At 66.3% G+C, this 26,223-nt stretch carries 26 protein-coding genes; 9 read left to right on the forward strand and 17 right to left on the reverse strand.

What is annotated here, in order from left to right; all coding sequences use genetic code 11:
- Window positions 1-90: 90 nt before the first annotated feature.
- Window positions 91-1,380 carry a Glu/Leu/Phe/Val family dehydrogenase gene (locus BAU07_RS11550; RefSeq protein WP_066657562.1) on the forward strand — a complete coding sequence of 430 codons (1,290 nt, stop codon included), beginning with the start codon at window positions 91-93 and terminating at the stop codon, window positions 1,378-1,380.
- Window positions 1,381-1,405: 25 nt separating this feature from the next.
- Here the strand turns inward: BAU07_RS11550 and BAU07_RS11555 are convergent, their stop codons facing one another.
- The 4 genes from BAU07_RS11555 to BAU07_RS11570 form a co-directional block, all read right to left on the reverse strand.
- The gene (locus BAU07_RS11555; RefSeq protein WP_066657564.1) at window positions 1,406-2,236 is read right to left on the reverse strand and encodes an RsiV family protein; all 831 of its coding nucleotides are present in this window, start codon (window positions 2,234-2,236) and stop codon (window positions 1,406-1,408) included.
- A 17-nt stretch (window positions 2,237-2,253) separates the two neighbouring features.
- Window positions 2,254-3,030, reverse strand: coding sequence for a lipoate--protein ligase family protein (locus tag BAU07_RS11560; RefSeq protein ID WP_066657567.1), 777 nt, complete (start codon window positions 3,028-3,030; stop codon window positions 2,254-2,256).
- Window positions 3,027-3,308: a biotin--protein ligase gene (locus BAU07_RS11565; RefSeq protein ID WP_232338288.1), complete on the reverse strand. Its 282-nt coding sequence runs from the start codon at window positions 3,306-3,308 to the stop codon at window positions 3,027-3,029. Before BAU07_RS11565 ends, BAU07_RS11560 begins: the two co-directional genes overlap by 4 nt.
- A gap of 342 nt (window positions 3,309-3,650) precedes the next feature.
- Window positions 3,651-4,574 (reverse strand): DMT family transporter, encoded by a 924-nt coding sequence (locus BAU07_RS11570; RefSeq protein WP_066657570.1) that lies wholly within the window; start codon window positions 4,572-4,574, stop codon window positions 3,651-3,653.
- A 135-nt stretch (window positions 4,575-4,709) separates the two neighbouring features.
- On the opposite strand from BAU07_RS11570, the gene BAU07_RS11575 reads away from it, so the two are divergent.
- Window positions 4,710-5,177: an Lrp/AsnC family transcriptional regulator gene (locus tag BAU07_RS11575; protein WP_066657573.1), complete on the forward strand. Its 468-nt coding sequence runs from the start codon at window positions 4,710-4,712 to the stop codon at window positions 5,175-5,177.
- A gap of 251 nt (window positions 5,178-5,428) precedes the next feature.
- Window positions 5,429-6,166, forward strand: a complete 738-nt coding sequence (locus BAU07_RS11580; protein ID WP_232338289.1) for an alpha/beta fold hydrolase — start codon at window positions 5,429-5,431, stop codon at window positions 6,164-6,166.
- Window positions 6,167-6,280: 114 nt separating this feature from the next.
- On the opposite strand, the gene BAU07_RS11585 is transcribed toward BAU07_RS11580, so the two are convergent.
- Window positions 6,281-6,781 (reverse strand): glutathione peroxidase, encoded by a 501-nt coding sequence (locus tag BAU07_RS11585; protein ID WP_066657577.1) that lies wholly within the window; start codon window positions 6,779-6,781, stop codon window positions 6,281-6,283.
- An 85-nt stretch (window positions 6,782-6,866) separates the two neighbouring features.
- A complete protein-coding gene (locus BAU07_RS11590; protein ID WP_066657580.1) occupies window positions 6,867-8,057 on the reverse strand; it encodes an MFS transporter in 1,191 nt (396 codons plus the stop codon).
- Between the two features lie 163 nt (window positions 8,058-8,220).
- Between BAU07_RS11590 and BAU07_RS11595 the strand changes: the two genes are divergently transcribed.
- From BAU07_RS11595 to arsC, 3 genes are all read left to right on the forward strand, one after another.
- Complete coding sequence (locus BAU07_RS11595; RefSeq protein WP_084025624.1) at window positions 8,221-8,550, forward strand: hypothetical protein; 330 nt, start codon at window positions 8,221-8,223, stop codon at window positions 8,548-8,550.
- A 343-nt stretch (window positions 8,551-8,893) separates the two neighbouring features.
- Window positions 8,894-10,342: a CoA transferase gene (locus tag BAU07_RS11600; protein ID WP_066657582.1), complete on the forward strand. Its 1,449-nt coding sequence runs from the start codon at window positions 8,894-8,896 to the stop codon at window positions 10,340-10,342.
- 108 nt (window positions 10,343-10,450) lie between these two features.
- Entirely contained in the window at window positions 10,451-10,804 is a 354-nt protein-coding gene (arsC, locus tag BAU07_RS11605) for an arsenate reductase (glutaredoxin) (protein ID WP_066657585.1), read from the forward strand.
- A 35-nt stretch (window positions 10,805-10,839) separates the two neighbouring features.
- Here the strand turns inward: arsC and BAU07_RS11610 are convergent, their stop codons facing one another.
- The 7 genes from BAU07_RS11610 to rocF form a co-directional block, all read right to left on the reverse strand.
- A complete protein-coding gene (locus BAU07_RS11610) occupies window positions 10,840-11,385 on the reverse strand; it encodes a peroxiredoxin (protein ID WP_066657595.1) in 546 nt (181 codons plus the stop codon).
- 133 nt (window positions 11,386-11,518) lie between these two features.
- Window positions 11,519-12,028, reverse strand: a complete 510-nt coding sequence (locus tag BAU07_RS11615; RefSeq protein WP_066657598.1) for a DUF3455 domain-containing protein — start codon at window positions 12,026-12,028, stop codon at window positions 11,519-11,521.
- 78 nt (window positions 12,029-12,106) lie between these two features.
- Entirely contained in the window at window positions 12,107-13,927 is a 1,821-nt protein-coding gene (tssC, locus tag BAU07_RS11620) for a type VI secretion system contractile sheath large subunit (protein WP_066657601.1), read from the reverse strand.
- A gap of 323 nt (window positions 13,928-14,250) precedes the next feature.
- The gene (locus BAU07_RS27535; RefSeq protein ID WP_232338290.1) at window positions 14,251-16,335 is read right to left on the reverse strand and encodes a YXWGXW repeat-containing protein; all 2,085 of its coding nucleotides are present in this window, start codon (window positions 16,333-16,335) and stop codon (window positions 14,251-14,253) included.
- A gap of 27 nt (window positions 16,336-16,362) precedes the next feature.
- Window positions 16,363-16,500 carry a hypothetical protein gene (locus BAU07_RS27375; RefSeq protein ID WP_198168901.1) on the reverse strand — a complete coding sequence of 46 codons (138 nt, stop codon included), beginning with the start codon at window positions 16,498-16,500 and terminating at the stop codon, window positions 16,363-16,365.
- Between the two features lie 133 nt (window positions 16,501-16,633).
- Window positions 16,634-17,038: a DoxX family protein gene (locus BAU07_RS11630; RefSeq protein WP_066657604.1), complete on the reverse strand. Its 405-nt coding sequence runs from the start codon at window positions 17,036-17,038 to the stop codon at window positions 16,634-16,636.
- A 327-nt stretch (window positions 17,039-17,365) separates the two neighbouring features.
- On the reverse strand, window positions 17,366-18,280 hold the full coding sequence (gene rocF, locus BAU07_RS11635; RefSeq protein ID WP_066657607.1) for an arginase: 915 nt from the start codon (window positions 18,278-18,280) through the stop codon (window positions 17,366-17,368).
- 78 nt (window positions 18,281-18,358) lie between these two features.
- Between rocF and kefF the strand changes: the two genes are divergently transcribed.
- Window positions 18,359-18,925 (forward strand): glutathione-regulated potassium-efflux system oxidoreductase KefF, encoded by a 567-nt coding sequence (kefF, locus tag BAU07_RS11640; RefSeq protein ID WP_066657615.1) that lies wholly within the window; start codon window positions 18,359-18,361, stop codon window positions 18,923-18,925.
- Window positions 18,918-20,756 carry a glutathione-regulated potassium-efflux system protein KefC gene (gene kefC / locus BAU07_RS11645; protein WP_066657624.1) on the forward strand — a complete coding sequence of 613 codons (1,839 nt, stop codon included), beginning with the start codon at window positions 18,918-18,920 and terminating at the stop codon, window positions 20,754-20,756. The genes kefF and kefC overlap by 8 nt, the downstream gene beginning before the upstream one ends.
- A gap of 44 nt (window positions 20,757-20,800) precedes the next feature.
- On the opposite strand, the gene BAU07_RS11650 is transcribed toward kefC, so the two are convergent.
- The 4 genes from BAU07_RS11650 to ugpB form a co-directional block, all read right to left on the reverse strand.
- Window positions 20,801-21,889 (reverse strand): sn-glycerol-3-phosphate import ATP-binding protein UgpC, encoded by a 1,089-nt coding sequence (locus BAU07_RS11650; protein WP_066657627.1) that lies wholly within the window; start codon window positions 21,887-21,889, stop codon window positions 20,801-20,803.
- Between the two features lie 28 nt (window positions 21,890-21,917).
- The gene (gene ugpE, locus BAU07_RS11655; RefSeq protein ID WP_066657630.1) at window positions 21,918-22,769 is read right to left on the reverse strand and encodes a sn-glycerol-3-phosphate ABC transporter permease UgpE; all 852 of its coding nucleotides are present in this window, start codon (window positions 22,767-22,769) and stop codon (window positions 21,918-21,920) included.
- Between the two features lie 21 nt (window positions 22,770-22,790).
- A complete protein-coding gene (gene ugpA, locus BAU07_RS11660) occupies window positions 22,791-23,672 on the reverse strand; it encodes a sn-glycerol-3-phosphate ABC transporter permease UgpA (RefSeq protein ID WP_066657632.1) in 882 nt (293 codons plus the stop codon).
- Window positions 23,673-23,829: 157 nt separating this feature from the next.
- Window positions 23,830-25,143, reverse strand: coding sequence for a sn-glycerol-3-phosphate ABC transporter substrate-binding protein UgpB (gene ugpB / locus BAU07_RS11665; protein WP_066657640.1), 1,314 nt, complete (start codon window positions 25,141-25,143; stop codon window positions 23,830-23,832).
- Between the two features lie 206 nt (window positions 25,144-25,349).
- Here ugpB and proC point away from each other — a divergent pair, with 206 nt between their 5' ends.
- Complete coding sequence (gene proC, locus BAU07_RS11670; RefSeq protein ID WP_066657647.1) at window positions 25,350-26,186, forward strand: pyrroline-5-carboxylate reductase; 837 nt, start codon at window positions 25,350-25,352, stop codon at window positions 26,184-26,186.
- The last annotated feature ends 37 nt before the right edge of the window (window positions 26,187-26,223 follow it).

Genomic DNA, 26,223 nt, shown 5'->3' on the forward strand with positions numbered 1-26,223 from the left:
TCCCTGTTATGTTGATTTATCGATTTAACAGGGACACGGATCTGTTCTGCGTCTACAATGGGCGCGCCATCACGTCAGGAGCAGTTCGAAATGCACCAAACGCCTACCCACGCCTTGCCTTCGTACCTGGATGCTGACCACCTGGGACCCTGGGGGACCTATCTGCAGCAGGTCGACCGGGTGACCCCATACCTCGGCGCGCTGGGACGTTGGGCCGAGACCCTGAAGCGGCCCAAGCGCGCGCTCATCGTTGACGTTCCAGTAGAGCTGGACAACGGCCGCATCGCGCATTTCGAGGGCTACCGGGTGCAGCACAATACCTCGCGCGGGCCGGGCAAGGGCGGGGTGCGCTTCCACCAGGATGTGACCCTGCCCGAAGTCATGGCGCTGGCCGCCTGGATGTCCATCAAGAATGCCGCGGTCAACCTGCCCTACGGCGGCGCCAAGGGCGGCATTCGGCTGGATCCGCGCGGATATTCCCAGGCAGAGCTGGAGCGCATCACGCGCCGCTACACCAGCGAGATCGGCGTCATCATCGGGCCTTCCAAGGACATCCCCGCGCCGGACGTGAACACCAACGCCCAGATCATGGCGTGGATGATGGACACCTATTCCATGAACGAAGGGTCCACCGCGACCGGCGTGGTCACCGGCAAGCCGGTGGCGCTGGGCGGCAGCCTGGGACGCGTGGAAGCCACGGGCCGCGGCGTATTCGTGGTCGGCTGCGAAGCGGCGCGCGACCTGGGCATCGACGTGGCGGGCGCGCGGGTGATCGTCCAGGGCTTCGGCAACGTGGGCGGAACCGCGGCGCGCCTTTTCCATGGCGTGGGCGCCAAGGTCATCGCCGTGCAGGACCACACCGGCACCATCTACAACGAGTTCGGGCTCGATGTGCCGGAGCTGCTGGTCCACGTGTCCCGCAACGGCGGGGTGGGGGGCTACGAGCACGCGCAGGCGCTCGATCCGGCCGAGTTCTGGAAGCTCGAAACGGAGTTCCTGATTCCCGCGGCGCTGGAAGGCCAGATCTCTTCCGCGAATGCTGGCGACATCCGCGCCAAGGTCGTCGTGGAAGGCGCCAATGGACCGACCACCCCCGAGGCCGACGACATCCTGTTCGACAAGGGCATCCTGGTCGTACCCGACGTGGTCGCCAATGCCGGCGGCGTGACGGTCAGCTATTTCGAGTGGGTGCAGGACTTCTCCAGCTTCTTCTGGACGGAAGACGAGATCAATCACCGCCTGGAGCGCATCATGCGCGACGCCTACGCTGCAGTGTCGCAGGTGGCGCGCGAACACAAGGTGACGCTGCGCACGGCCGCGTTCATCGTCGCGTGCACGCGCATCCTGCAAGCCCGGCAAGTGCGCGGCCTGTACCCCTGAGCCGAGGCGTAAGGCTCGCCGGGGCTCAACTCCTGGCGGGGATGAATTCCGGACGCAGGATGCCGACCAGTTCGCTGTACGGTATCCGCAGTTCCGGTTCCCCATAGGAATACGGCGCGATGCTGTAGGCGTCGTACTTCACGACGACGCCATCCCTGGTCAGGGCGAAGTTCTCCGAAGGCAGGAAAGGCCACAACTTCCGGTAGGCCGCGGGGTCGCGCTTGGCGTCCTCGTTGCCCGCCAGCCATTTGGTGTGGGCCGCTTTCAGCGCATTCTCGAACTGCGTCTGCCGGCCGGGGATGATGGCCTCATCCAGGGCCAGCACGCGGCCTTGGCTGCGCTGCCAGTTCAGGTATTGGGTGGCGGGGATGGGATGCGCGGCCCCGGTCAGTTGCTGTCCGGTGTTCAGCTCGACGGCGATGATGTCGCCCACCGTGTCCTTGACCTGCGCGTTGAACCAGGTTTCGTCCCGGGGGCCGGCAGTCTGCCAGAAATACCGTGCGTATTCCTCCAGCGTGTCATACGGGCCCGGGCGGTTGCGGTCCACGCCTGTCATGTAGGCCAGTACGTGGTCGACCAGGGCAGTCAGCTTCGGAATACCGGGGAAGGCGACGGAATCCACCTCGATGCGCGGACATTCGCCGCTGCAGCCGGGCTTGGTGCGGCTCCACTTGACGCTTTCGACCCGCACGTCGCCCAGATCCGCCTGCGGTTTGCCGGCCCCAGCCAGGCTGATATCCGCGGGCGGCGAACTGCCGCAGCCAGACAACAGGCCGCACAACGCGAGCAGCACGCCGCCCAGCGCACGGCGGGACACCATGGGCGCGGGCCGGAAAATGTGAAGTCGTTGGCGCATCGTAGCCTCCAGTGCGATCACGGGACCTGCATTATCCAGGCTTCGCTGGCAAAGCGCTCGCGCGCCTGGCGGTCCGCCTCGGCCTCCTCGGCCGGTGTGACGGCGCCCGGCGTCAGCCCGTGGCGTTCGCGGAAGATATCGATCATGCACGCGATGATCCGTTCGCGCGGAAGGCCGGTCTGCGTCAAGAGCGGGTCCACGCGTTTCTTGGCGCTGGTGGTGCCTTTGTCGGACAGCTTTTCGCGCCCGATGCGCAGCACCTGGACCATTTTCCCGGCATCGATGTCGTAGGCCATGGTGACGTGGTGCAGCACGGCCCGCCCGCGCCGCGCCTGGGCCGCTCCGCCTATTTTGCCTGCGGCGGACGTGATGTCGTTCAGCGGCTGGTACCACGCCTTGATGCCGAGCGACTGCAGGGCTTCCAGGGTCCATTCGTCGAGGAAGGCATAGCTCTCCTGGAAACTCATGCCCTCTACCAGGGTTTGCGGCGCGTAGATGGAATAGGTGATCGTGTTGCCCGGCTCCACGAACATGGCGCCGCCGCCGCTCACGCGCCGCACCACCTCGATGCCGTAGCGCAGGGCGCCATCCGGGTCCACCTCGTTCTTCAGCGATTGGAAGCGGCCGATGACCACGGCCGGCGCCGCCCATTCCCAGAAGCGCAGCGTGGGCGGCCTGCGTCCGGCGCCCACCTCGTCGCACAGTACGGCGTCCAGCGCCATGTGCTGCAAGGGTGTGCGGGGACCTTCGTGGATCAGTTGCCAGTCGTGTTCCTGCCATGTCGTGCGCGTCATGCCAGGGCCCTCCGCACGGCGATGGCGACCGCTTCCGGCGAGAACCCGAACATCTCGGTGCCGGGCGGCAGCGCCAGGGCAACGGCCAGCGCCAGTTCGGTCTCCGTGGCGTTCGCAGGCAGGCCGGTGAGGGCGCGGTCGATCTCCGGCAGGGCTTCGGGCGGTTCCAGGAAAAAATCGCCGCTGATGCTGACGTGCGCCAATACCCCGCCGTCGATGGAGACGTCCGCAACGACGAGTTTGCCGCCTGGCACCTTGTATTCGCCATGCCGCATCATGGCGTCACCCCCCGGGCGGTTCGTCCGCGCCGGCTGGGGGCCGGCCGGCCGTCGTCGAACATCCTGGTCGTGCCGGCGCCGGCGGGCGCCCAGTCATGCAGATCCGTCATCGCGCATCGTCCTCATGAAGTGCCGCCACCACGGCGGCAGAGACATCATGCCGGCCCGGACAGCGCCGGCCGGCATGCGCATGGGTGGATCTTAAGCGCACCGGGCCGCCCGGCGGGCGGGACGGGACAGGTGGCAGGGGTTATTGCGCCGGGATGGACAGGCCGGCAGGGTGCTCGGGGACAAGTCCCGGCGGGCCCGGCACGCCGGCGTGGAGACCGGCGGCCGCCGGCTTCACGGGCGGGCAGCGGGTCCAGGCGCGCAGCGCTTGGGCGCCATCCGCGGCCAGAGGCGCCAGTTCAGGGTTACGCCGGCCACCGCCAGCAGGATCAGCGAGATACCCATGGCCTGCGCCATGTCCAGCCGTTGTCCGAAGAAGGCATAGTCGACCAGGATGGCGACGGCCGGGTAGATGAAGGACAGCGCCGCGATCATCGGCGTGGCGAGCTTCTGGATGGCGGAGTAAAGCAGGATATACATCAGGCAAGTATGGACTACGCCCAGCACCACCAGGCAACCCCATTGCGGAAGCGAGCCCGGCAGCGCGGAAAAATCCGCCATGGGAGCCAGCATGACGATGCCTATGGCGGCCTGTACCAGTGCCAGCAGATGGGGTGGAATGCCCGACAGGCGCTTCACGATGATTGCCGTCACGGCATACAGCGCGCCTGCTCCCATGCCCAGCAGCAAGCCCAGCAGATGGCCGTCGTGCAGCGACGCCTGAGCGCTCTTGAGATCCAGTAGCAGCAACAGGCCGGCGAACGCCACCACGGCCCAGGCCACCTTCGCCACGCCGGGCCGTTCGCCCAGGAACAGCGCCCCCAGCGCCATCAGGAAGAAGGGCTGGAAGTTGTAGACCGCCGTGGACAGGGAAATCGACGCCAGGCGATAAGCCGAAAACAGCAGCACCCAGTTCATCACCAGGGCCGCGCCGGCCGCCGCGGCAAGCAGCAGCGTGCGCCGCGTGAAGTATCTGCGCGACAGCAAGCCGCGCGCGTGGCAGTAGATGAGCAGCGCCAGGGCGCCGAAGACGCAGCGGAAGAACACCACGTTGAAGGGTGTTTGGCCGGACTCCAGCACGAAAAAACCGAGCGTGCCCGACAGGCCCATGGCGGCGCTCATTTGCGCGGCGCCGAAGCGTTCTGGAGATATCGCCATGATGAAACCTCGAAACCTTGCGCCAGGAAGGCGCGCTATGTATTGTGTGCAGGCAAATTATCCCAGCCGGAACCGCCGATCGATATGGCGAAGATGTGGCACTTCAAGCCGAAAACCTAATTTTCTGGGGAAAAAATGGCTAGCGACCTTAATACCAAGGAAGGGGGCCTGGATGCGGTGGACCGGCGCCTGATCCGGCTGCTGGCGGCGAACGCCAGGGTCACCGTCGCCGACCTGGCGCGGCAGGTCGGAATGTCCTCTCCCAGCGTCGCGGACCGTCTGCGTCGCCTGGAGGAGTCTGGCGTGATTCGCCGCTATACCGTCGAGGTGGACGCGGCCGCGCTAGGCTATGCCCTGGAAGCCATCGTCCGTGTTCGACCGTTGCCGGGCCAGTTGCGGCGGGTGGAGCAATTGCTGGCGGATATTCCCGAATTCATCGAATGCGACAAGGTCACCGGCGACGATTGCTTCGTTGCGCGGGTGGTGCTGCGCACCATCGGGCACCTGGACGAGATACTGGAGCGGGTAACGGAATACGCGGAAACCAATACGGCCATCATCAAGGCCGCCACGCTGCGCCGGCGTCTGCCGCCGCTGGACTGAACCGGTTTCGTGAATAAGCACGCTTCGCTTCCGGTAGAGATATGTGACATCCCTCGGGACCCCGCGTTCGTGGAAATTGGCTATGGTGATCCAAACGTCACGGAGTCATCATGGCTACACGCGAAACCACGCACCGTTTCGAACGGGTCGCCGGCCTCGACATCTTCGTTCGGGAAGCGGGGCCCCCGGACGCACCCGTCCTGCTCCTTCCGCACGGCTATCCATGCTCTTCCTTCCAGTTCCGCCGGCTCATGCCGGCACTTGCCGACCGCTGGCGGACTATCGCTTTCGACTGGCCGGGGTTCGGCTACAGCGGGACGCCCGCCTTGTCCGCGTTCGGCTATGACTTCAGCGCCTATGCCGACTTGCTTGGCGAATTCGCGGATGCCCTGAATCTGCAGCGTTACGCGCTCTGGCTTCACGATTACGGTTCGCAGATCGGCCTGCGCCATGCGCTCGCGCGTTCCGATAACGTGGCCGCGCTGATCATCCAGAACGGCGATATCTACGAAGACCAGCTCGGCCCCAAGTACGAAACCATCAGGAAATACTGGGCGCAGAAGACCCCCGAAGCGCGCCGGCCGCTGGAAGAGGCAGTCAGCGAGGAGGGGTTCCGGGAAGAGTTCGTGGGCGAGGTTTCCGACGCGGTGGCCGTCCGAATAACGCCGGACCTCTGGAAGCTGCACTGGCCACTGATGAACTCGCCGGTGCGGCGGCGCATCGCCGTCGCGCTGATGGAAGGGCTTGAAGCGAACCTGGAATGGTTTCCCCGCTACCAGGCCTACCTGCGCGCGCGCCAGCCGCGAACGTTGCTCATTTGGGGACCGCAGGACGGCTATATGCCGGAGAGCGCCGCCAGGGCTTATCTGCGCGACCTGCCCGACGCCGAGTTGCACCTGCTCCCTGATGCCGGCCATTGGCTGCTCGAGACGCATTTCGACGACGCGCTGCCGCGGGTGCGCGACTTCCTTTCCCGCACGCTCGGCTGAGCATTGTTCGAGCGATAGGGAGACCTGCGTGGCGAACGAGCCTCGCGCGCCGATGGCGCGCGGCCGCGGGGAGGTTACCCGAGCTTCAGTGCGGACCTTGAAGGCCGCACTATTTCACTGCTGGCCACGCTGCGCGGCGCAGGCCGCGGCGATATCCGGCGTGATCGAGTCCGGCTTGACGGCTGGCCCATAGCGCTTGATGGGCTGGCCATCCCGCCCGAGCAGGAACTTGGTGAAATTCCACTTGATCGACGGGATGCCCAGTACGCCAGGGCGTTCCCGCTTGAGCCATTGGTACAGGGGGTGGGCGGCGGCGCCGTTGACGTCGATCTTGGCGTAGAGCGGAAATGTCACGTCATAGTGCAAGGCACAGAAGCGCTTGATTTCCGCTTCGTCGCCCGGTTCCTGATGGCGGAACTGGTCGCAAGGGAAGCCGAGTACGGTAAGGCCTGCTTCCCGGTGGCTCCGATACAGCGCCTCCAGGCCGGCGTATTGCGGCGTGAAGCCACAGCGCGATGCGACATTCACCACCAGCACGACACGGCCGGCGTAATCCGCCAGGGAGCGTTCCACGCCATCGATGTCGCGGGCCGAGAAATCGTAGAGAGAGGTCATGGAGCGTCACCGTTCGATGCCATGCATGAAAGGGACCGGGAATAGTGCCGGCCGGCAAACCGCCGTGCGCCGCCCAATGATGGCGCTAGCGCGTGGCGCGGCCGGGCAGCGGTACGGTGCCCGCGGGCGGCATGGCGCGTCCATAGTAGCGCGTTCCCCAAACGGCCAAGGCCAACGCGACCGTAATAATGCACAGCGAGATCCAGGGCAGGGCGGTCAAGGGTTGCCCATGCCGCAAGGCCATGCTGCCAAGCCAGGCGCCGCTCGCATTGCCCAGATTGAAGGCGCCTTGATTCAGGGTGGACGCCAGGTTGGGCGCTTCGGCCGCCTGGTCGACAATCAGCGTCTGCAGCAACGGTACCAGGGCAAACGCAAGCATGCCCCATACGAAGATGATGAACAGCATGGGCAGCCAGCCGTGCACGGCCTTCGTCATCGCCAGGAACACGGCAACCAGGGCCAATAGCAGCCAGCGCAGCGAGGCCTCCAGGCTGCGGTCCCCGAGCTTGCCCCCCAGCGTGCTGCCTGCCGTCAGGGCGACGCCGAACACCAGCAGCATCCCGGTGATGGCGCGATCCGATATGCCCGTTACGTCGCGCAGCAGGGGGGCGATATAGGTGAACACGCAGAACAGCGCCGCCGACGCCAGCACGCTGCCCAGCAGCGGCCACAGCACACGCGGATCGGCCAGCACCCGGAATTCACGCAGGATATTGCCCGCCTGCATGGGGATGCGTCCCGGCAGCCATGCGATCAGCGCCGCGACGGCCAGCGTGCCGATTCCCGTCACGGCCCAGAAGGTGGCGCGCCAGCCCGCGGCCTGGCCGAGCGCGGTCCCGAGCGGCACGCCAAGCACGTTCGCCAGCGTCAGCCCGGTGAACATCAGCGCGATGGCGCTGGAGCGCTGGTGCCTTGGCACCAGGTCGGCGGCGACCACGGCGCCGATGCCGAAGAAGGCCCCATGGCAGAAGGCCGTGACGATGCGCGCACCCATCAGCAAGCCATAGGTGGGAGATAGCGCGCACAGCAGGTTGCCGACCACGAAAGTGCTGGCCAATCCGATCAGGGTTGCCTTGCGCGGCATGCGGGCCGTCGCGATCGCCATGATCGGCGCGCCGACCACTACGCCCATGGCGTAGCCGGTGATCAGCAGGCCGGCGATATCGATGCTGACGTGAAGATCCTGCGCGACGTTGGGCAGCAGGCCCATAATGACGAACTCGCTGGTGCCGATGCCGAAAGCGGCGGCGGCCAGCGCAAGAAGGTGCAAAGGCATGGAGTGTGAACCGGGACGTAGGTGTGAGAGGCGGTCGCGGCCTGGATGGGGCCGAAAGGATGAACCATGAACACGGTGCGACCGCCATGCCATTTTAGACGAGCCGTACGCATGGATCCGGTTGGGCCTGGCGCGCACGCGCAAGCAAGGAAAGGAGAGGGCGATGACGACGCAGAGGTCCATGACGGAACGCCTGGAAGCCATGCTGGCATCCGGCCGCGACGACAAACTCTTGCGATACACCCTGGGCAAGGCCTATGCGGAAGCCGAAGACTACGCCAAGGCCTGCGATCACCTTGAAACCTGCGTGGCCTACGACCCCCGCTATTCGGTGGGCTGGAAATGGCTGGGCAAGGCGCGTCTCGGCCTTGGCGATGAGGAGGGCGCGCGCCATGCCTGGGAACGTGCCAGCGCCGTGGCCGCAGAACACGGCGACGCGCAAGTGATGAAGGAAGTCGCCGTGTTCCTGCGGCGCCTTGATAAGCGGACGTGACTCACGTGTTCCGCACTTGCGGCGGTCCGCGTCGATCCACTTTTATTGCCTTGTTTTACGCACTATTGCGTAGTGCCGTGCATACGTGATCCGTTGCCGCGGACACCAATGCTTCGCGGGTGTTGGAAGCGCGTCACAGCCGAGGCGCTGCTGGCGTAGGTTTGAGCCACAAATCGAAAACAGATGTGACCGCAGCGTGACCCCTTGGGGCAGCGGTACCCCGCTGTTGCAGTGCATTTGTATGCCTTGCGGTCAAACCGTGAAACACGGGGCACGCCGTACCATGTTGACGCCTCTGTGGCCCGGGATTTGTAATGCGCTGGGATAAGCACGGCCTGTCGCAATGGGATATTTGATGGATCTTCGTCCGCCCTTCTTCAGAGGGGTTACCTCCAGCCGGAAATCGGCGCACGGCGCGCTGACCGCTTTATGGCAGATGGCGGAAATGCCGGACGAGGCCTTGGGCTACGTCGATCTGCCCGGCACCGATCCCGTCCTCCCTTCGTCGTTCGCCGTCGGCATGGCGGCCCAGTGCAGCATCGCCGCGGCTGCGCTGGCTGCCGCGGAAATCTGGCATCTGCGCGGTGGCAAGCGCCAGCGCGTGTCCGTCGACATGCGCCACGCGGCTCAGGAAACGCGCGGCTATTTCACCCTTGACGGCGTGCAGCCCAATCTCTGGGACAAGATCACCGGCGTCTACCGCTGCGGCGATGGCAACTGGGTCCGCATACACGCCAACTTCGCGCATCATCGCGATGGCGCTTTGTCTCTCCTGGGCTGTCCCACCGGCGCCACGGTGAATCGCGATGCCGTGGAACGGGCGCTGTCGCGTTGGAGCGCGCTGGAATTCGAGCAGGCCGCCGCGGACGCGGGGCTGGTTGTCGCGGCCCTGCGCAGCTTCGACGAATGGGACCGCCATCCCCAGGGCATCGCCGTGTCGCAGTTGCCGCTGGTAAGCATCGAACGTATCGGCGATGCGCCGTCGCGGCCCTTGCCGCGTTACGGGCATGACCCCCGGCCGCTCAAGGACATACGCGTGCTGGATCTCACGCGTATCCTGGCCGGGCCGGTCTGCGGCCGCACGCTGGCCGCCTACGGCGCCGACGTCATGCTGTTGAATTCTCCGAATCTGCCGAATATCGCCGCCATCGCGGAGACCAGCCGCGGCAAGCTCTCCGTGCACGCGGACTTGGATACGGCCACCGGCCGTATCACGCTCGGCAACCTGTTGCGCAGCGCGCATATTCTCGTGCAGGGCTACCGGCCCGGAGCCCTGGACGCCCTGGGTTTCGGTCCGCAGGACGCGGCGCGTATCCGTCCCGGCATCGTCTACGTTTCCCTGTCCGCCTACGGCCATGTCGGTCCCTGGGCGACGCGCCGAGGCTTCGATTCGCTGGTACAGACCGCGTCCGGCTTCAATCATGCCGAATCGCAGGCCGCGCGCCAGGAAGCGCCGCGCCCCATGCCAGTCCAGATACTGGACTACGCGAGCGGTTACCTGATGGCGTTTGGCGCACAGGCCGCGCTGGCGCGCCAGGCGGTGGAGGGCGGCAGTTGGCACGTGCGGGTGTCGCTGGCGCAGACCGCGCGCTGGCTGCGCGGGCTGCCCCGCGTACCGAACGGCCTTGCCTGCCCATTACCGGCGCTGGACGGCTACCTGGAAGAAACCGAATCGGGTTTCGGCAGGCTGGTCGCGGTGCGCCATGCCGCCCGGTTCTCCGCCACGGCCCCGAAGTGGATCCGGCCTTCGGTACCGCCCGGCACCAATCCCACCGTGTGGCCGTTCAGTTAGCACCTCGTCGCCGCCGCGCACGCTAACCCAGGCCCCGGGCCGCTGGGCTTTTCCGGTAGACTTTTCATCCCGTGCCCCTCTCGGGACGTCATCGGTCCAGGTGCCACCATGTCCACCACCATCTATCACAACCCACGGTGCGGCACCTCCCGCACCGTGCTGGAACATCTCGTCGAAGCCGGCATGTCGCCGACCGTTATCGAATACCTGAAGACGCCGCCATCGCGCTCGACCTTGCAGGCATTGATCGCCCAGGCCGGTCTGACCGTTCGCGAGGCGGTCCGCACCAAGGAGCCGCTTTACGAGGAGTTGGGACTCGATGCCGCCGACGTCACCGACGAGCAGTTGCTCGATGCGATGATCGACAATCCGATCCTGATCAACCGGCCCTTCGTCATCACGCCCATCGGCACACGGCTTTGCCGTCCCGCGGACGTCCTGCGCGAAATCCTGCCTGGCTAGGGCGGTCCGTCGCGCGAAGCGCCGCACCAGGGGGATCAGCGTTGCGGGTTCTGCTGGCGCCAGGCGCGCAATGCGTCCAGGGTGTTGGTGACGTGATGCTCCGGATCGCTATCCGTGTACGCGTAGATTACCCGGCCGGGCGGCACGATCACGTAGGAAACGCGCTGCGCATACGCCGGGTTGCGGTCGTGCACGGCGTCATACGCGCGCATGATGCGCTGGTCGGCGTCCGCCGCCACGGCGAACTTGCTCTGGCATGCGCTGACCGAAAAGCGCTGAAGCACGTCGATGTCATCGGCGGAAACGCCGATCACCCGGGCGCCCAGGTCGCGGTACTGCTCCGTCGCCTCGGCAAAATTGTGCGCCTCGATCGTGCATCCCTTGGTGAATGCCGCGGGATAGAAGTACAGCACGACCGGGCCGTCGCGCAGGGCGCGCGCCAGCTCAAAGGTGAACGGCTTGCCGTCCAACGCCGCCTGGGTGGAGAAATCGGGCGCCGTGGCGCCGACGGGCAGCGCGCCCCATGCGGCCGGTGCGGCGCACAGCGCGAGCGCCAGGGACAAGGTGGCGGGGGTTTTCATGGTGACCTCTGCGGCGGCGTAAGGATGGCGCCCGGCGGATGCCGGCACGGGGGCGTATCGGTTTGGCCATTATGGCACCACGGTCCCGTACCGCGTACCACCCGGTACGGCATGTAGCGCGCCCACCATCGCGTTACCGCAGGAACACGTACTGGGCCATATAGGGCGACTCAGCGGATTGATGTTCTGTCGCGCAGGCCGCCTCCGGCGCGGCCCCGCCCACCGTTCCGACCCGCTGCACATACCGCACGGCGGCCAGCATTCCCGGCCCCGCGACACTGGTACTGGCCAATAGCAGCTGCGGTACGCTGCGCGGTGCTTCGCTCGGGATCTGTCCGATGACGCGGCCCGTGATGCCACTGCCATCGCTGGCTCGCCACGTAGGCCCGGGGCCATGTTCGACCAGGGGGCGGCCGTTCGCGTCATACAAGCGGGCATGCGGGGCGATGTATTGCCATTGCAGCCGGCGGGACGCGTCGTACTCGCACGAGTACGCCTGGTAGCCCACCGCGGTGAGGGTCAGCACCGGCGTGCCGGTGGGCGGATCGATGGGGGAGGCCGATGGCGCCCGCGCAACCAATAGCGCGGTGCCGGCCAGCGCGGCGGCGATAGGCCGAGCGGCGCGGGGACGTCGGACAGGCATGGAGGGGTTCCTTTGGTGGGCGCGTCGGCGCAGTCGGAAATGGGCGGCGGGGCCGCGAGTAGCCGGGTCGCGGCGCGATCAGGGCCAGGCGATGGCGCCATGTTGCATGGCGCGCAGCAGCAGCGGTGTCGTGTCGTCCGCGCGCTGGCCCGGGGGCAACGCATTCGCAGGCGCGGCCGCGACGGGCAGGGGCGTGGCCGAGACGCCGGTGGCGGATGCGGACGGGGGCGAGGCACGCGAGGTCGCGTCGCGCTTCATCTGGAAAGCGATGCGGCAGCATGCGTACAGATAGGGCAGCCGGGACGATAGGTGCGCCTGGGCCGCGGCGTCTCCGGAGGCGCGCACGGCGGGACGGTTGAACGATGGGGCGGCGATGATGCCGGCGACATCGTGCCGCGCATGCCCGACGAGCGGCATCAGGCCGCCTCGGGTCAATTCCGCCTCCTGGTGGTCGCCGATGATCGCTTCGGTCGGATAGGCAGCGGCCTGGCCGTCGCCGGTATCCACGATGGCGGTCGGCGCCATCGGCGTGGCGGCCATGCCGAGTTCGGCGTCGCGCGCGCGCAGGCACCAGTCGTAGTAATGGAAGGCGCGGTTCATATTCGCCGCCATGGCATACGCGGCATTCGCCCAGGTGTAGTGGCTCAGGTCGGATGCGCTCAGTTCCTCCTCGAAGGGGAATGCCTCCACCTGCTGCCCCTGCGCGCCATACGGCGGGCGCGCGGCGAAGCGAGGCATGGCCAGGCCGATATAGCGCGACGCATCCAGGTCGCGCAAAGCCTGCCACGCCGCATGTTGGCCGGTCTCCAGCGATTTCGAGAGATCGCGCCGGCCTTGCAGTTCGCGCCACGAGCCCATCAACATGACGGCGGAGTCGACGCCGGTAATGAAGGGGGTGTACGACGCGGCGGACATCCGCGCGATCTGCGTCAGCAGTGCCACGTCGGGGTCGCTGTGGTCGAAATAGTAGTCGGCCACCAGGGCGCCGAAGGGCCGACCCAGCGAGGGACCTTCACCGAGGGCGAGCTTGCAGAATACCGGGCTCCGGTCCCAAGAACTTTCCGCATAGCGGTGCAGGCTGCGATGGAATTCCGCCTTGGACAGATTCATCACACGCAGCGCGAGGCCGCGATCGTCGGCGGTATGCGTAACCAGCCAGTGCAGCCCGCGCCAACTGCCTTCCAGCTGCTGGAACGCCGCGGCATGCAGTATGGCGTTGACCTGACGGTTGAGCAGGCTGTCGATACGTGCGATGAGGGCCTGGGCGGTCCTGTGCATGTCTTCCGATACGCCGGCAACTGGCCCGAGCGCGTGCGCCGACAGCGTGTCCAGCGCCTGGACCACGACATTGCGCGTCCTGGCCGCCACGCCGTCGTCCACGGGGCCACGGGTCGGCGGCATCACGGCGCTCAGTGCCCGGCGGGCGTGCAGCAGCTTGGCCAGCGGCGGCACGTTGCGGGCGATCGCGTCCGGACCGAAATCCTCCAGGCACTGGAATGTAAGGTCCACGCTCAGGCGGCCGTGTCCGGTCAAGGCGTTGGGAACGCTCATGGCGACCCGGGGCCGCACTTGCCTCAGGCGGTCGTCGAAATCGTGGATGCCGATGGGCAGGAAAGGACGGTCCGCGACGGGTGGCAGAGGATCCCCGGGCTGCCCGGAAAGGTCGGCCAGGACGCCCATTACGAAAGGCGCCGGCGCGTCGCCTGGCGACCTGTCGTTGCTCACGGCTGGGACATGCGCGAGCGCCGATGCGAGGGCTGCGGCGGACGTGGCGTGGGCTGGCTGTATCGGCGGCTGCCGCGCGCTGCGCAGCAGTCCGGCATAGCCGTCCTGGATCGCCCGCGGTCCTGGCGAGCCGGGATCGGTTGAATCGACGGATTGGTGGATACGATTGGCCATGCTGCACTCCTGTCGTTCGCGTCCACCGTCGGCCGCACGCGGCTCGCGCACGGCGGCAACGCCGGGCCAGCTCCATGGCTTATCGGGACGCTTGGTCGCGCTGACGGCCGATCGCCGCCGCATGCCAGTAAAACGGCTCACCCGCGGCTTTATTCCGTCCCGTGGGCTGCTGCGGACCATCCGACTGCCGTGGTGATGAAGCGGGCGGCGAAGGCACCCTGCATGACGTCAGGGCGTGCGCTGGCCGCCGCCGGGCCTTTCGATGGTGTGAGGTTGCGCACTCCGCGCATGCCGGGAGATGCAAGCCCGGCGGCGGAGCGCGCTTAACGCTGTGCTTCCCGTATGGGCCCGCGCTGGCCGCGTTGGCGGTCCTGGACCTGGCGCTGCTGCACCTGCTGGCGTTGCACCTGCATCTGCCGGACTTGTTGCTGCCGGGCCTGATGTTCACGCGCCACCTGGCGTTGCGCCTGATGGTGCTGTTGTTCGATCTGGCGCTGCTGCGCCGGACGCTGTTGCCATATCTGCGGTTGCCGCATCTGTTGCGGGCCCATCGGCTGCTGTCGGACCTGTTGCTGCTGGAATTGCTGCCGCTGCTGGTACTGCGATTGCTGGCGTTGGAACTGCTGCTGGCGCTGCTGTTGTTGCTGGAATTGCTGGCGTTGCTGGTACTGCTGCTGCTGTTGCCGTTGGAATTGCTGGCGCTGCTGGTATTGCTGCTGTTGTTGCTGCTGGAATTGCTGGCGCTGCTGGTATTGCTGCTGTTGTTGCTGCTGGAATTGCTGGCGTTGCTGGAATTGCTGCTGCTGTTGCTGCTGGAACTGCTGGCGCTGCTGCAGTTGTCTTTGCTGGGACTCCTGCTGCTGGCGTTGCTGGAACTGCTGTTGCTGGAGCCGCTGCTGCTGCTCGGATTGCTGCTGCTGGAGCTGCTGCTGTTGCTGCTGCAACTGCTGTTGCCGCAATTGCTGTTGGAACTGGGTCTGCGGCACCACGGGCGCCCGGGGCGGCTGCAAGGATCGCTGCTGGTACTGTTGCTGGTCCAGATTGCGCTGCAGTTGCTGCTGCTGCAACTGCTGCTGCTGGCGCAACTGCTGTTGCTGGAGTTGTTGCTGGAACTGCTGTTGACGCTGCGGCTGAGCCGCCTGCGAAGGAGAAGTCAGGGGCAGGCGCGGCGTCTGGGCTTGCGCCTGGAACTGCGGATCGCCCTGCTGCAGCCTGCGCGGGATGTCGCTTCGCGGGCGGTCCAAACGCTCGTGCATCTGCTGGCGTTGCGTCGAGGCCAGCCGCTCCTGGCTTTCCCGTTGCTGCTCCAGCTCGCGGCGTTGCGTTCGCATGTGCTGCAGTTGGCCGCCGCGGCCCGGCCAGGCGCCATCCGGCCGCTCATGCCTGTCGAATCCCTCGCCGGAGCGTCCTGCGCCACGAATTGGTGCGCGCCACGCGTCGGGGCTACCCGCGGGATGGGCAAAGGCCGCATGCACGGGGCGGCCGCGATTCACGGACATGAACTGTTCGCGCTGGCGGCCGGCCTGGCGGTCCAGCTCGGTCTGCGCCCGCAAGGGCGGGACGTGCCGCTCGCGTTGCGCGGCCCGTTCGCGGGCGTCGGGTCCCCTGCGCAGGCCTCCCGGACCGCCGTGGTAGCTGACGCGCGGCCCGTGACGGTGCTCCACGTTCCTCGGGTGGTGGTAGACATAGCGCACACGACCGGGATCCACGCGCGTGATGGCGCGGTTGTAGTAGAAGTGCCGGTCCTTCCAATAGCCGCCGAGATACCCGATGCCGATATAACCGAAGCCATAGTCGATGCCGCCGTAGTAACCGATGTGCGGTCCCCAATAGCCGGGGGACCAGCGATACCCGCTGCCGGCGTACGACCAGTAGCCGGGAGTCCACAAGGCGCCGACATACGGCGCGAGGACCCAGGTCCCGGGCACCCAATAGAAGCCGTATGCGTTGCGCGCCCAGTACCCCGGAATCCAGATGTAGCCATCGCCTGGCGCCGCGGGCTGCGCGTATACCGGAATCGGAGGGGGCGGTTCGGCCGAGACGGCGACAGGCGCCAGATTCGCGTCGGCGGGATCCGGGCCGTCGGCGGCCAGGGGCGCCTGCCCGTCCTGCGCCGAAGCCGGGTCCGCGCCGTCAGATGGGACGGGTGGTATCCCGGCGTCCGGGTCCGGCGATGCCGCGTATTGCGGCTGGGAGGGATCCAGCCCGGATGGGTCGGGCGACTGCTCCGGCGCGTTCCCGGAGCCCGTTGCGGTGGAATATGGCAGTCCGCCATCGTGGCCGACGGCCGGCAAGGATTGAGGGTAAGCGGTCTGCGCGCGCGGCGTCGTCATGCCTGACATGACGGCGGTCAACAGCACCGCCCCGGCCGCCAGGCGCCCGATGCGCGGAGAATAAGCGGTATCCATGGAACCTCCCCATCAGCCGTGCACCCTTCAGTAGCCGTAGTAATAGTGAGGCGCGGCGGGGTAGTAATAGACCGGCGCCGGCCGGTAGTGGGCCGGGCGCGCCGGTACCACGATGCAGCCGCTAAGCGTACTGGTGACTGCCAAGACCGCGATGAGCTTCTTCATGCCTGACTCCTTGATGCAGCCGCGATACGGTGCACGGCTTCAGTGTAGGCATGCAGTCGATGGACAGGGCTCCTTGAAATCGTTTTGAAATGCCTGCCGGGTTACGAATTCCTACGCCGGCAGGCGAGGCAATTCAGTTCATGCGGCCGCTGGCGCCGCCGACACTGAAGCGGCCCGCGCCCAGCAGCGCAACCGCGATTGCCGCAAACAGAAACATGCCTTGCAATTCCAGTTGCCAGCCCCCTTGCGCGTTCAGCATGAAGAGCTGGCCGCGATGCGCCAGCAGGATGGCGACCACCATATTGATGGCGACAATCAGTCCGCCCAGGCGGGTAAAGATGCCGGCGATGATGAGGATGGGCGCGACCACTTCGCCGACATAGACGAAATAGCCCAGAAAGCCGGGCAGGCCATGCTGGCTCACCACGTTCACGATGCCGCCGGCGCCATGCGTCATTTTGAAGATGCCATGCAACAGAATCAGGATGCCCAGGGCCAGCCGCAGGATCAGCTTGGCCATATCGTCGTGTCGGTTCATCGTTTTCTTCTCAAGTTGGTGTGGATGGGTGGCGCCCGCACCCGGCCGCGATGTCCGCGATCTTGCATCGCCGCCGGCTGGGCGTCGCGCAATTATTGCAAATCTTTCCGGTAAAACCACGCGCGGCCTGGGCAAGGCTCCACAATTGGTGCGCAAGGCCTTCGGCCGCCTTTCGTTCAGGCGGCGCCGACCTTCGATCGGCTGTCTGCGGCAGCGAGCCAACGAAGGCGAACGGGTGGTGCGATCGGGACCAACGCCGCCACGGGCTGCAGCCGCCGGGGCCGGCGCGCGGCAGGCAGCCCGGCCGGCCGCCGGGTCAGCCGGCCCTCAGGGGCGCAGCAGGGTGGACTTGCCGAAGAGGCTTTCCACCAGGTCGACCACCACTTCGGCGGTCTGGTTGCGGACGTCCCGGGCCGGGTTGAGCTCCATGAGGTCCAGCGAACCCAGGCGCCCGGTGTCGGCGATCATCTCCATGCACAATTGCGCTTCGCGGTACGTCGGCCCGCCCAGTACCGGCGTGCCCACGCCGGGGGCGACAACGGAATCCAGGAAATCCGCGTCGAAGCTCACATGCAGGTGGGTGTCATCGCCCAGGCCCGCCAGGGCTTGCTCCATGGTCTGTCGCATGCCGTTTTCGTCGATGTAGCGCATGTCGAAGACTTTGAGGCCGATCGCGCGCAATTGACGTTTTTCTTCGGCATCGACGCTGCGGATGCCGATCTGCCGGATGTTGGACGGATCGGCGACCGCGGGAAAGGCGTCTCCCAGCCGGGTGAGGGCGGAGGGACCGTCACCGCACAGGCAGGCCACCGGCATCCCATGGATGTTGCCGGTCGGGGTGATCGCATGGGTGTTCGCATCGGCGTGCGCGTCGAGCCACAGCACCATCAGGCGCTTGCCGGCTTCCCGGCAGTGCTGCGCCACGGCCGTGATGGAACCGATGGCCAGGCAATGATCGCCGCCCATCAGCACAGGGAAGCGGTTCGCGCGCCGGGAACCGAGGACGGCTTCGTAGACCGCGCGGTTCCATTGGACGACTTCGTCCAGATGCCGAAAGCCGTCGCGGGCAGGGTGGGAGGGATTGGGCGGCCCGGATAGATTGGCGGCGTCCGACACGGTGAGTCCATGCCTTTCGAGCGCCGCCTGCAAGCCGGCGACCCGCAAGGCCTCCGGCCCCATCGACGCGCCGCGGATGCTGGCGCCGACATCGGTCGGCGCACCAATGAGATCTACCGGTTCCATTATGCTTTGCTCCCGAAACGTCCCGTGCACGGCTAACATCCCGTTGAACGCGACATTGCCACACCGCAGGATACCTTCATGATCCTTATCGTATACGCCCATCCCTATCCGCGGTATTCACGCGCGAATCGGGCCATGCTGGATGCCGTGGGCGACATGCCCGTACAAGTGCGATCGCTTTACGATCTCTACCCCGACTTCCATATCGATGCGGCCGCGGAACAGGCCGCGCTGCGGCCGGCCAGCCTGGTCGTATGGCAGCACCCGATGCACTGGTACGGCACGCCGCCTTTGTTCGGCTTATGGATGGACAAGGTGCTGCAGCACGGGTGGGCCTACGGACAGGGTGGCGATGCGTTGCGCGGCAAGGCCGTGCTGTGGGCGGTGACCACGGGCGGCGCCGCGGACGATTTCACGCGCTGCACCGATACCGATCTCGGCGTGCTCGGACAGCCCCTGCGCAGCGCGGCGGAACTGTGCGGCATGCGCTGGCAGCCGCCCTACGCGCTGCACGGGGCGGCCACGCTGGATGCCGAACGCCTGGACATCGCGGCGGCGCGGTATCGCGAGCGGCTTGCCCCTTACGTCGAGGGGACCGTGCCCGGGTCGGCCGCGCCCGCCGTGATGGAGACCGCGCATGGATAACGCGCTTTTGCTGCAGGTACTGGTCTACCTGGCCGCCGCGGTGATCTTCGTCCCGTTGGCCATGCGGGCTCGCATGGGGTCCGTCCTGGGTTACCTGGTGGCCGGCTGCGTCATCGGGCCCTGGGGGCTGGCCCTGGTCGCCGACCCCGGGCAGATCCTGGAGTTCGCCGAGATCGGTGTGGTGCTGATGCTGTTCCTGATCGGGCTGGAGCTGGACCCGCGCCGCCTGTGGCGCATGCGGGTGCCTGTCTTCGGCGGCGGCATCCTGCAGATGGGGTTGTGCGGGGCGGCGCTGGCCGGCTTGATGGCATGGCTGGGCATGGCCTGGCCGCTGGCGGCGCTCGTCGGCCTGACCCTGGCCTTGTCATCCACCGCCGTGGCCATGCAGGCAATGAGCGAACGCGGGCTGCTGCAGACCGTACTGGGCGAGCGCGCGTTTTCCTTGCTGCTGTTCCAGGACCTGGCGGCCATTCCGCTGGTCGCCCTGATCCCGCTGCTGGCGGTCGGCGAGGCAGGGGACGGCGGAGACTCCATCGGAATGGCCGCGCTGAAGATCGTCGCCGCGTTGGGGGCGGCCGTAGTCATGGGCCGCTACCTTGCCCGTCCCTTGCTGCGCTTCGTCGCGCGCTCGGGTCTGCGGGAGGTCTTCAGCGCTGTAGCCTTGCTGCTCGTGATCGGCGTAGGCGAAATCATCGAACACGCCGGGCTGTCGATGGCCATGGGCGCCTTCCTGGCCGGCGTCCTGCTCGCCAGCTCGGAGTATCGCCATGCCCTGGAGAGCGATATCCAGCCGTTCAAGGGCCTGTTGCTGGGCCTGTTCTTCATGGGCGTGGGGATGTCGGTGGACTTCGGCACCTTGCTGGGGCGCCCCTTGTTGGTCCTTGGCCTGCTGGCCGGCTTCCTGGCGCTGAAGTTCCTGCTGCTGTATGCCCTGGGCCGGATATTCGGCGCGCAGCGTGGCCGTTGCCTGCTGTTCGCCACCTTGCTGGGGCAGGGCAGCGAATTCGCGTTCGTGGTGTTCGCCACGGCGCGCTCGGCCGATGTACTGCCGGAGGACTGGGCACGGGTCCTTACCCTGGTCGTGGCCTTGTCGATGGGCGCCACGCCCATCATCCTGGCCATACTCGACGCCGTCGACCGGCGCCGTCCGCGCAGCACGCGCGCCGATGATCGCATCGAGGACGACGGTGCGCGCGTCATCATCGCCGGCTTCGGCCGCTTCGGGCAAATCGCCGGCCGCCTGCTGCTGGCGAACGGCGTCAAGGTGGTCGTGCTGGATCACGACCCCGACAACGTCGATACGCTGCGCCGGTTCGGCGCCAAGGTCTTCTATGGCGACGCCACGCGCGCCGACCTGCTGGAGACGGCGGGCGCGGCGCGCGCCGAAGTGCTGTTGAATGCGATCGACAGCGTGCCGGACAACCTGCGGCTGGTGGACCTGGTACGGCGCGACTTTCCCCACCTGCGCGTGGTGGCGCGGGCGCGTGATGCGGTGCACTACTACCAGTTGCGCAAGCGAGGGGTGGACGTGGTGGAGCGCGAAATGTTCGAGTCTTCGCTGCGTGCCGGACGGCAGGCGCTGGAAGCCCTGGGCATGGGGGCGTACGAGGCCAAGGAAGTCGCGGACGCGTTTCGCCGCAACAACATCGATATGCTGGAAGAAACCGCGCCTCGTTTCGAGGACGACGGCTATCGCATCACGGTGGCCCGGCGTGCGCAGGAGACGCTGGAAAAATCCATCGCCCGGGATCGCGAGCTGTCGTTGTCCGTGCACCGCGATGCCTGGGGCGCCGAGGCGACCGCTACACGCAGGGAAGACCAGGCGGCGTGAAGAACAGGGTGGCCTGACCGGCCGGGCCCGGCAGGGTCCGACGCTCAGGTTCCCTGGACACGCTTGCCGCTGTCCGCCTCGAACCAGTGCAGCGGATGGCGGCCGTCCGGGCCGACGTTCAGCTGGTCGCCCGGCTTGACGGTGGCTTCCTGCAACTGCCGGGTGGCACAGCGCACGACCAGCTCCGCATCTCCGCAGCGACCGTGCACCAGTTGTTCCGAACCCAGTGTTTCCACCATTTCGACTTCCATGCGCGCGCCCGGGGCGTTCAGCACCATGTGCTCGGGGCGGATGCCCATGACCAGGCTGCGGCCGCGCACCGCCGACGGAACTTCGGTTGGCGCGATGGCCAGGTCGAAGCCGCCCGCCGTCTTGAGCGTGCCGTCTCCCTGCACATTCACGGTCACCAGGTTCATGGGAGGCGAGCCGATGAAGCTGGCCACGAAGGTCGATGCCGGCCGCTCGAATACTTCCATGGGGGTGCCGATCTGTTCCGGTATGCCCTTGTTCATGACGATCATGCGGTGCGCGAGGGTCATCGCTTCCACCTGGTCGTGCGTCACGTAGAGGCTGGTCGTGCCCAGGCGCCGGTGCAGCTTCAGCAATTCCAGGCGCATCGCCACGCGCAGCTTCGCATCAAGGTTCGACAGCGGTTCATCGAACAGGAACACCTTGGGCTCCCGCACGATGGCGCGTCCCATCGCCACGCGCTGGCGCTGGCCGCCGGACAACTGGCGTGGGCGCCGTTCCAGCAGCGGACCCAGTTCCAGGATCTGCGCGGCGGCCTCGACGCGCTTGCGGATCTCGTCCTTCGACATCTTGCGGATCTTCAACCCGTAGGCCATGTTCTGGAACACGCTCATGTGCGGATACAGGGCGTAGTTCTGGAACACCATCGCGATATCGCGCTCGGCCGGCTCGAGGTTGTTGACCGTGCGTCCGTCGATCGCGATCTCGCCGCTGGTAATGCTTTCGAGGCCGGCGACCATGCGCATCAGCGTGGACTTGCCGCAGCCCGACGGTCCGACGATGACGACGAACTCGCCATCCGCGATATCCACGTCTATGCCGTGGATGACGGGAATATTGCCGGCGTAGGTTTTCTTGACGTTGCGAAAGCTCAGGGTAGCCATACGGAGAGTCGGTGAGTTGCGGCAGCGATTACTTTTCGCTGTCCACGAGGCCTTTGACGAACCACTTCTGCATCAGGATGACGACCAGCGCGGGCGGGATCATCGCGAGCATGGCCGTGGCCATGGTGATATTCCATTCGGTGACGCTGTCGCCGCCGCTGACCATGCGCTTGATGCCGATCACGATGGGGTACATGTCTTCCTGCGTGGTGATCAGCAGCGGCCACAGGTACTGGTTCCAGCCGTAGATGAACTGGATCACGAACAGCGCGGCGATGCTGGTGCGCGACAGGGGCAGCAGCACGTCGCGAAAAAAGCGCATGGGGCCGGCGCCATCGATGCGCGCGGCTTCCACCAGTTCGTCCGGCACCGTCAGGAAGAACTGGCGGAACAGGAAGGTCGCCGTGGCCGAGGCGATCAGCGGCAGCGTCAAGCCTGCATAGCTGTTGAGCAGGCCCAGGTCCGCAACAACCTTGTAGGTGGGTGCGATACGGACTTCCACCGGCAGCATCAGCGTGACGAAGATCATCCAGAAGAAGAACATGCGGCCGCGGAAGCGGAAGTACACCACCGCGAACGCCGACAGCAGGGAGATGACGATCTTGCCGATCGAAATGGCCAGGGCCATGACCAGGCTGACCCACAGCATGCGGCCCACCGGCGGCCCGCTGGAGCCGCCGCCGGACCCCGCGAACAGGGCCTGCAGGTAGTTGTCGACGAAATGGGACCCGGGAAGCAGGGACATCGGCGCATTGGCCACTTCCTGTGCCGTCTGGGTGGAAGCCACGAAGGTGACATAAAGCGGGAAGGCCACCACGGCCACCCCGCAGAGCAGGATGACGTGGGCCAGGACATCCAGCCAGGGACGGCGTTCAACCATTGCCTAGAGCCTCTGTGTGTATCAGTACTGGACCTTGCGGTCGATATAGCGGAACTGCAGCACGGTAAGCGCCACCACGATGACCATCAGCACAACGGACTGCGCGGCCGACGAACCCAGGTCCAGGCCGCGGAAGCCGTCGCTGTACACCTTGTAGACCAGGATGGACGTCGAAGTGCCGGGGCCGCCCTGGGTGGTGGTGTCGATGACCGCGAAGGTATCGAAGAAGGCGTAGATGACGTTGACCACCAGCAGGAAGAAGGTCGTCGGCGAAAGCAAGGGGAAGACGATGCTCCAGAACCGCCGTGCCGGACTGGCGCCGTCGATGGCGGCCGCCTCGATCAGGGAGCGGGGGATCGATTGCAATCCGGCCAGGAAGAACAGGAAGTTGTACGAGACCTGTTTCCACACCGAGGCGATCAGCACCAGCGCCATGGCCTGCTCACCGTCGAGGCGCGGATTCCATGGCACGCCGATGTTGCGCAGCGCCACGGCCAGGATGCCGACGGCCGGGGAAAACAGGAACAGCCACAGCACGCCTACCACCGCCGGGGCGACGGCGTAGGGCCAGATGAGCAGGGTCTTGTAGACGTTGGCGCCGCGCAGGACGCGGTCCGCCATGACCGCCAGCAGCAGCGAGACGGACAGGCCGACCACCGCGACCAGCAGCGAGAACACCGCCGTGACCTTGAAGGAGTCGATGTAGCTTTGCTGCTTGAACAGGTCGGCGAAATTCGACAGGCCGGCGAACTGAGACGACAGGCCGAAGGGGTCTTCGACGTGCAGCGATTGCCACATCGCCTGTCCCGCGGGCAGGAAGAAAAACACAACCGTGATGACGAGCTGCGGAAACAGCAGCAGGTAGGGCAGGGCCTTGTGGCCGAAAACGACGCGTTTTTCCATGTTTGCAAGTGTTCGCGGGCGCAAGGCCGTAGGCGGTAAGAAACCTGAAACGATCAGCCCGGACGCCGGGCCGATCGGTTCGGGTTCATGCGGGGCAGCCAAGTCGCGGCCGGTAGACCGGGCGCGACTTGGTCCTACACTTCGCCGAAAAGGCGCGCTACTTTACACTTTTTTCGAATTTTTCGAGCAGTTCGTCGCCGCGCTTCTTGGCGTCCTCCAGCCCTTCCTTGGCGCTGACCTTGCCCGCCACGATGTTTTCGATCGCGCCATCCTCGATCTGGCGGATCTGCGGCAGGTAGCCCAGGCGCACCCCGCGCGACTGCGCGGTGGTCTGGACGTTCAATTGCTTGACGCCAACGTCGGTGCCTGGATTCTTATCGTAGAAGCCTTCCTTCTGCGTCAGCTCATACGCGGCCGTGGTGATGGGCACGTAGCCCGTCTGCTGGTGCCATTTCGCCGCCACTTCGGGGCTGGACAGGTACTTGAAGAACTTGGTCACGCCCTTGTAGACCTCGGGCTTCTTGTTGGCGAAGACCCACAGCGAGGCGCCGCCGATGATGGTGTTCTGCGGCGCACCCTTGACGTCCGAGTAGTACGGCAACGTTGAGGTGCCGAACTCGAACTTGGCGTTCTTCATGATGTTGGCGCGCAGGCCGCTCGAACCGGTGATCATCGCGCACTTGCCGGAAATGAACAGCGCGTTGGGGTCGTCGCCGCGTCCGCCGTACATGAACTCGCCGGCCTTGGCCATGTCGGCCAGGAAGGTCAGGTGACGCACGTGCAGCGGCGAATCGATGTTCAGGCGGGCGTCCAGGCCACCGAAGCCGTTGTCCTTGCTGGCGTAGGGCACGTTGTGCCAGGCCGAGAAGGTTTCCAGTTGGACCCAGGAAGGCCACGAAGTGGTGTAGCCGCACTCCTGGCCGGCGGCCTTCAGCTTGTCCGCGACGGCCCGGAGTTCCTGCCAGGTCTTGGGCGGTTTGTCGGCGTCCACGCCGGCTTTCTTGAAGGCGTCCTTGTTGTAATAGAACACCACCGTGGAGCTGTTGAACGGCATGGAGACCAGTTTGCCGTCCGGCGCGGAGTAGTACCCCGCCACCGCGCCGATGAAGTTCTTCGGGTCGATGGGATCGCCGACTTCCTCGGACATCTGCTGCACCGGCTTGATCGCGCCCTTGGCGTACATCATGGTCGCCGTGCCGACCTCGAAGACCTGCAGGATATCGGGCGCGTTCCCGGCCCGGAATGCCGCGATGCCGGCGTTCATCGACTCGCCGTAGTTACCCTTGTAGACCGGCTTGACGACGTAGTCCGACTGGGTTTTGTTGAAGTTGGCCGCGATTTCGTTGACGCGGTCACCCAGGGCTCCTTCCATGGAATGCCAGAACTGAATTTCGGTCGCCGCATTGGCGGACGCGGCGCCAAAGGCGGTAAGCAGGGTCGCCGCGACAAGCGCGAGTCGATGGGATCGCATGGGTGGTTCCTCCTGGATTGCGATGCTGCAGCCCCGGATAGGGACAGGCAGCCCGACACCATATGAATTGTTTGTGACGAACACGTGACTGTTACACCCGCCAGTAGGTCTGTCAAATGGGACTCACCCTGAGCGCAGGAGCAAACCTGCAGTAATAAGCGCGGCGATTCGAATACCGCCATGCGCCTGCGTTTACAATTTCGCCCATGGACACCAATCTGCACATAGCCTTCATCGGCGGCGGCAACATGGCCTCCGCCCTGGGCGCCGGCATGGCCGGAAATATCTGCCCGGCCAACCAGTTTCATGTGGTCGACATCAATACCGCCGCGCATCAGGCGTGGATCGCGCGTGGCGCCACGGCGGCCACCGCGCCGGACGAACGGCTGGCGCGCTGCAATGTGTGGTTCTACGCCGTCAAGCCGCAGTTCATGCGCGATGCCGTCGAGGCCTCGCGGCCCTGGCTGCGCGAAGGTACCCTGGTGGTCAGTGTGGCGGCCGGCATCCGCGGCGACGTGCTGGCGGCCTGGCTGGGCGGCAGCGCGACACCCTGGCCCAAGCTGGTGCGGTGCATGCCCAACACGCCGGCCCTGGTGGGCGAGGGCGTAACCGGGATGCTGGCCATGGGGGGCGTCGCCGCGCCGGAGCGGGCGTTGGCCGAAGCCATGCTGGCCTCGGTGGGCAAGGTCGTCTGGGTGAACGACGACGCCGCCATCGACGCGGTGACCGCGTTGTCGGGCAGCGGGCCAGCCTATGTGTTCCGCTTTATCGAAGCGCTGATCGAAGGCGGCCAGCAGGTCGGCCTCGATGCGACCCAGGCACGCGAGCTTGCGCTGGCGACCTTGTCGGGCGCCACCCGCCTGGCCCGCGAATCGCAGGACCCGCCGGCCCTGCTGCGCGAGCGGGTGACCTCCAAGGGAGGCACGACCGCCGCCGCGCTCAAGGTGTTCGAGGATGCCGACTTCATGGGCCTGGTGGCCAAGGCCATGCAGGCGGCGGCCCAGCGCTCCCGCGAACTTGCGGACGAGTTCGGCAAGAACTGAAGGGCGCTGGACGACACGGCGCCGGGCGGTTGAAGGC

Source organism: Bordetella flabilis, assembly GCF_001676725.1.
GTDB lineage: Bacteria > Pseudomonadota > Gammaproteobacteria > Burkholderiales > Burkholderiaceae_B > Bordetella_C > Bordetella_C flabilis.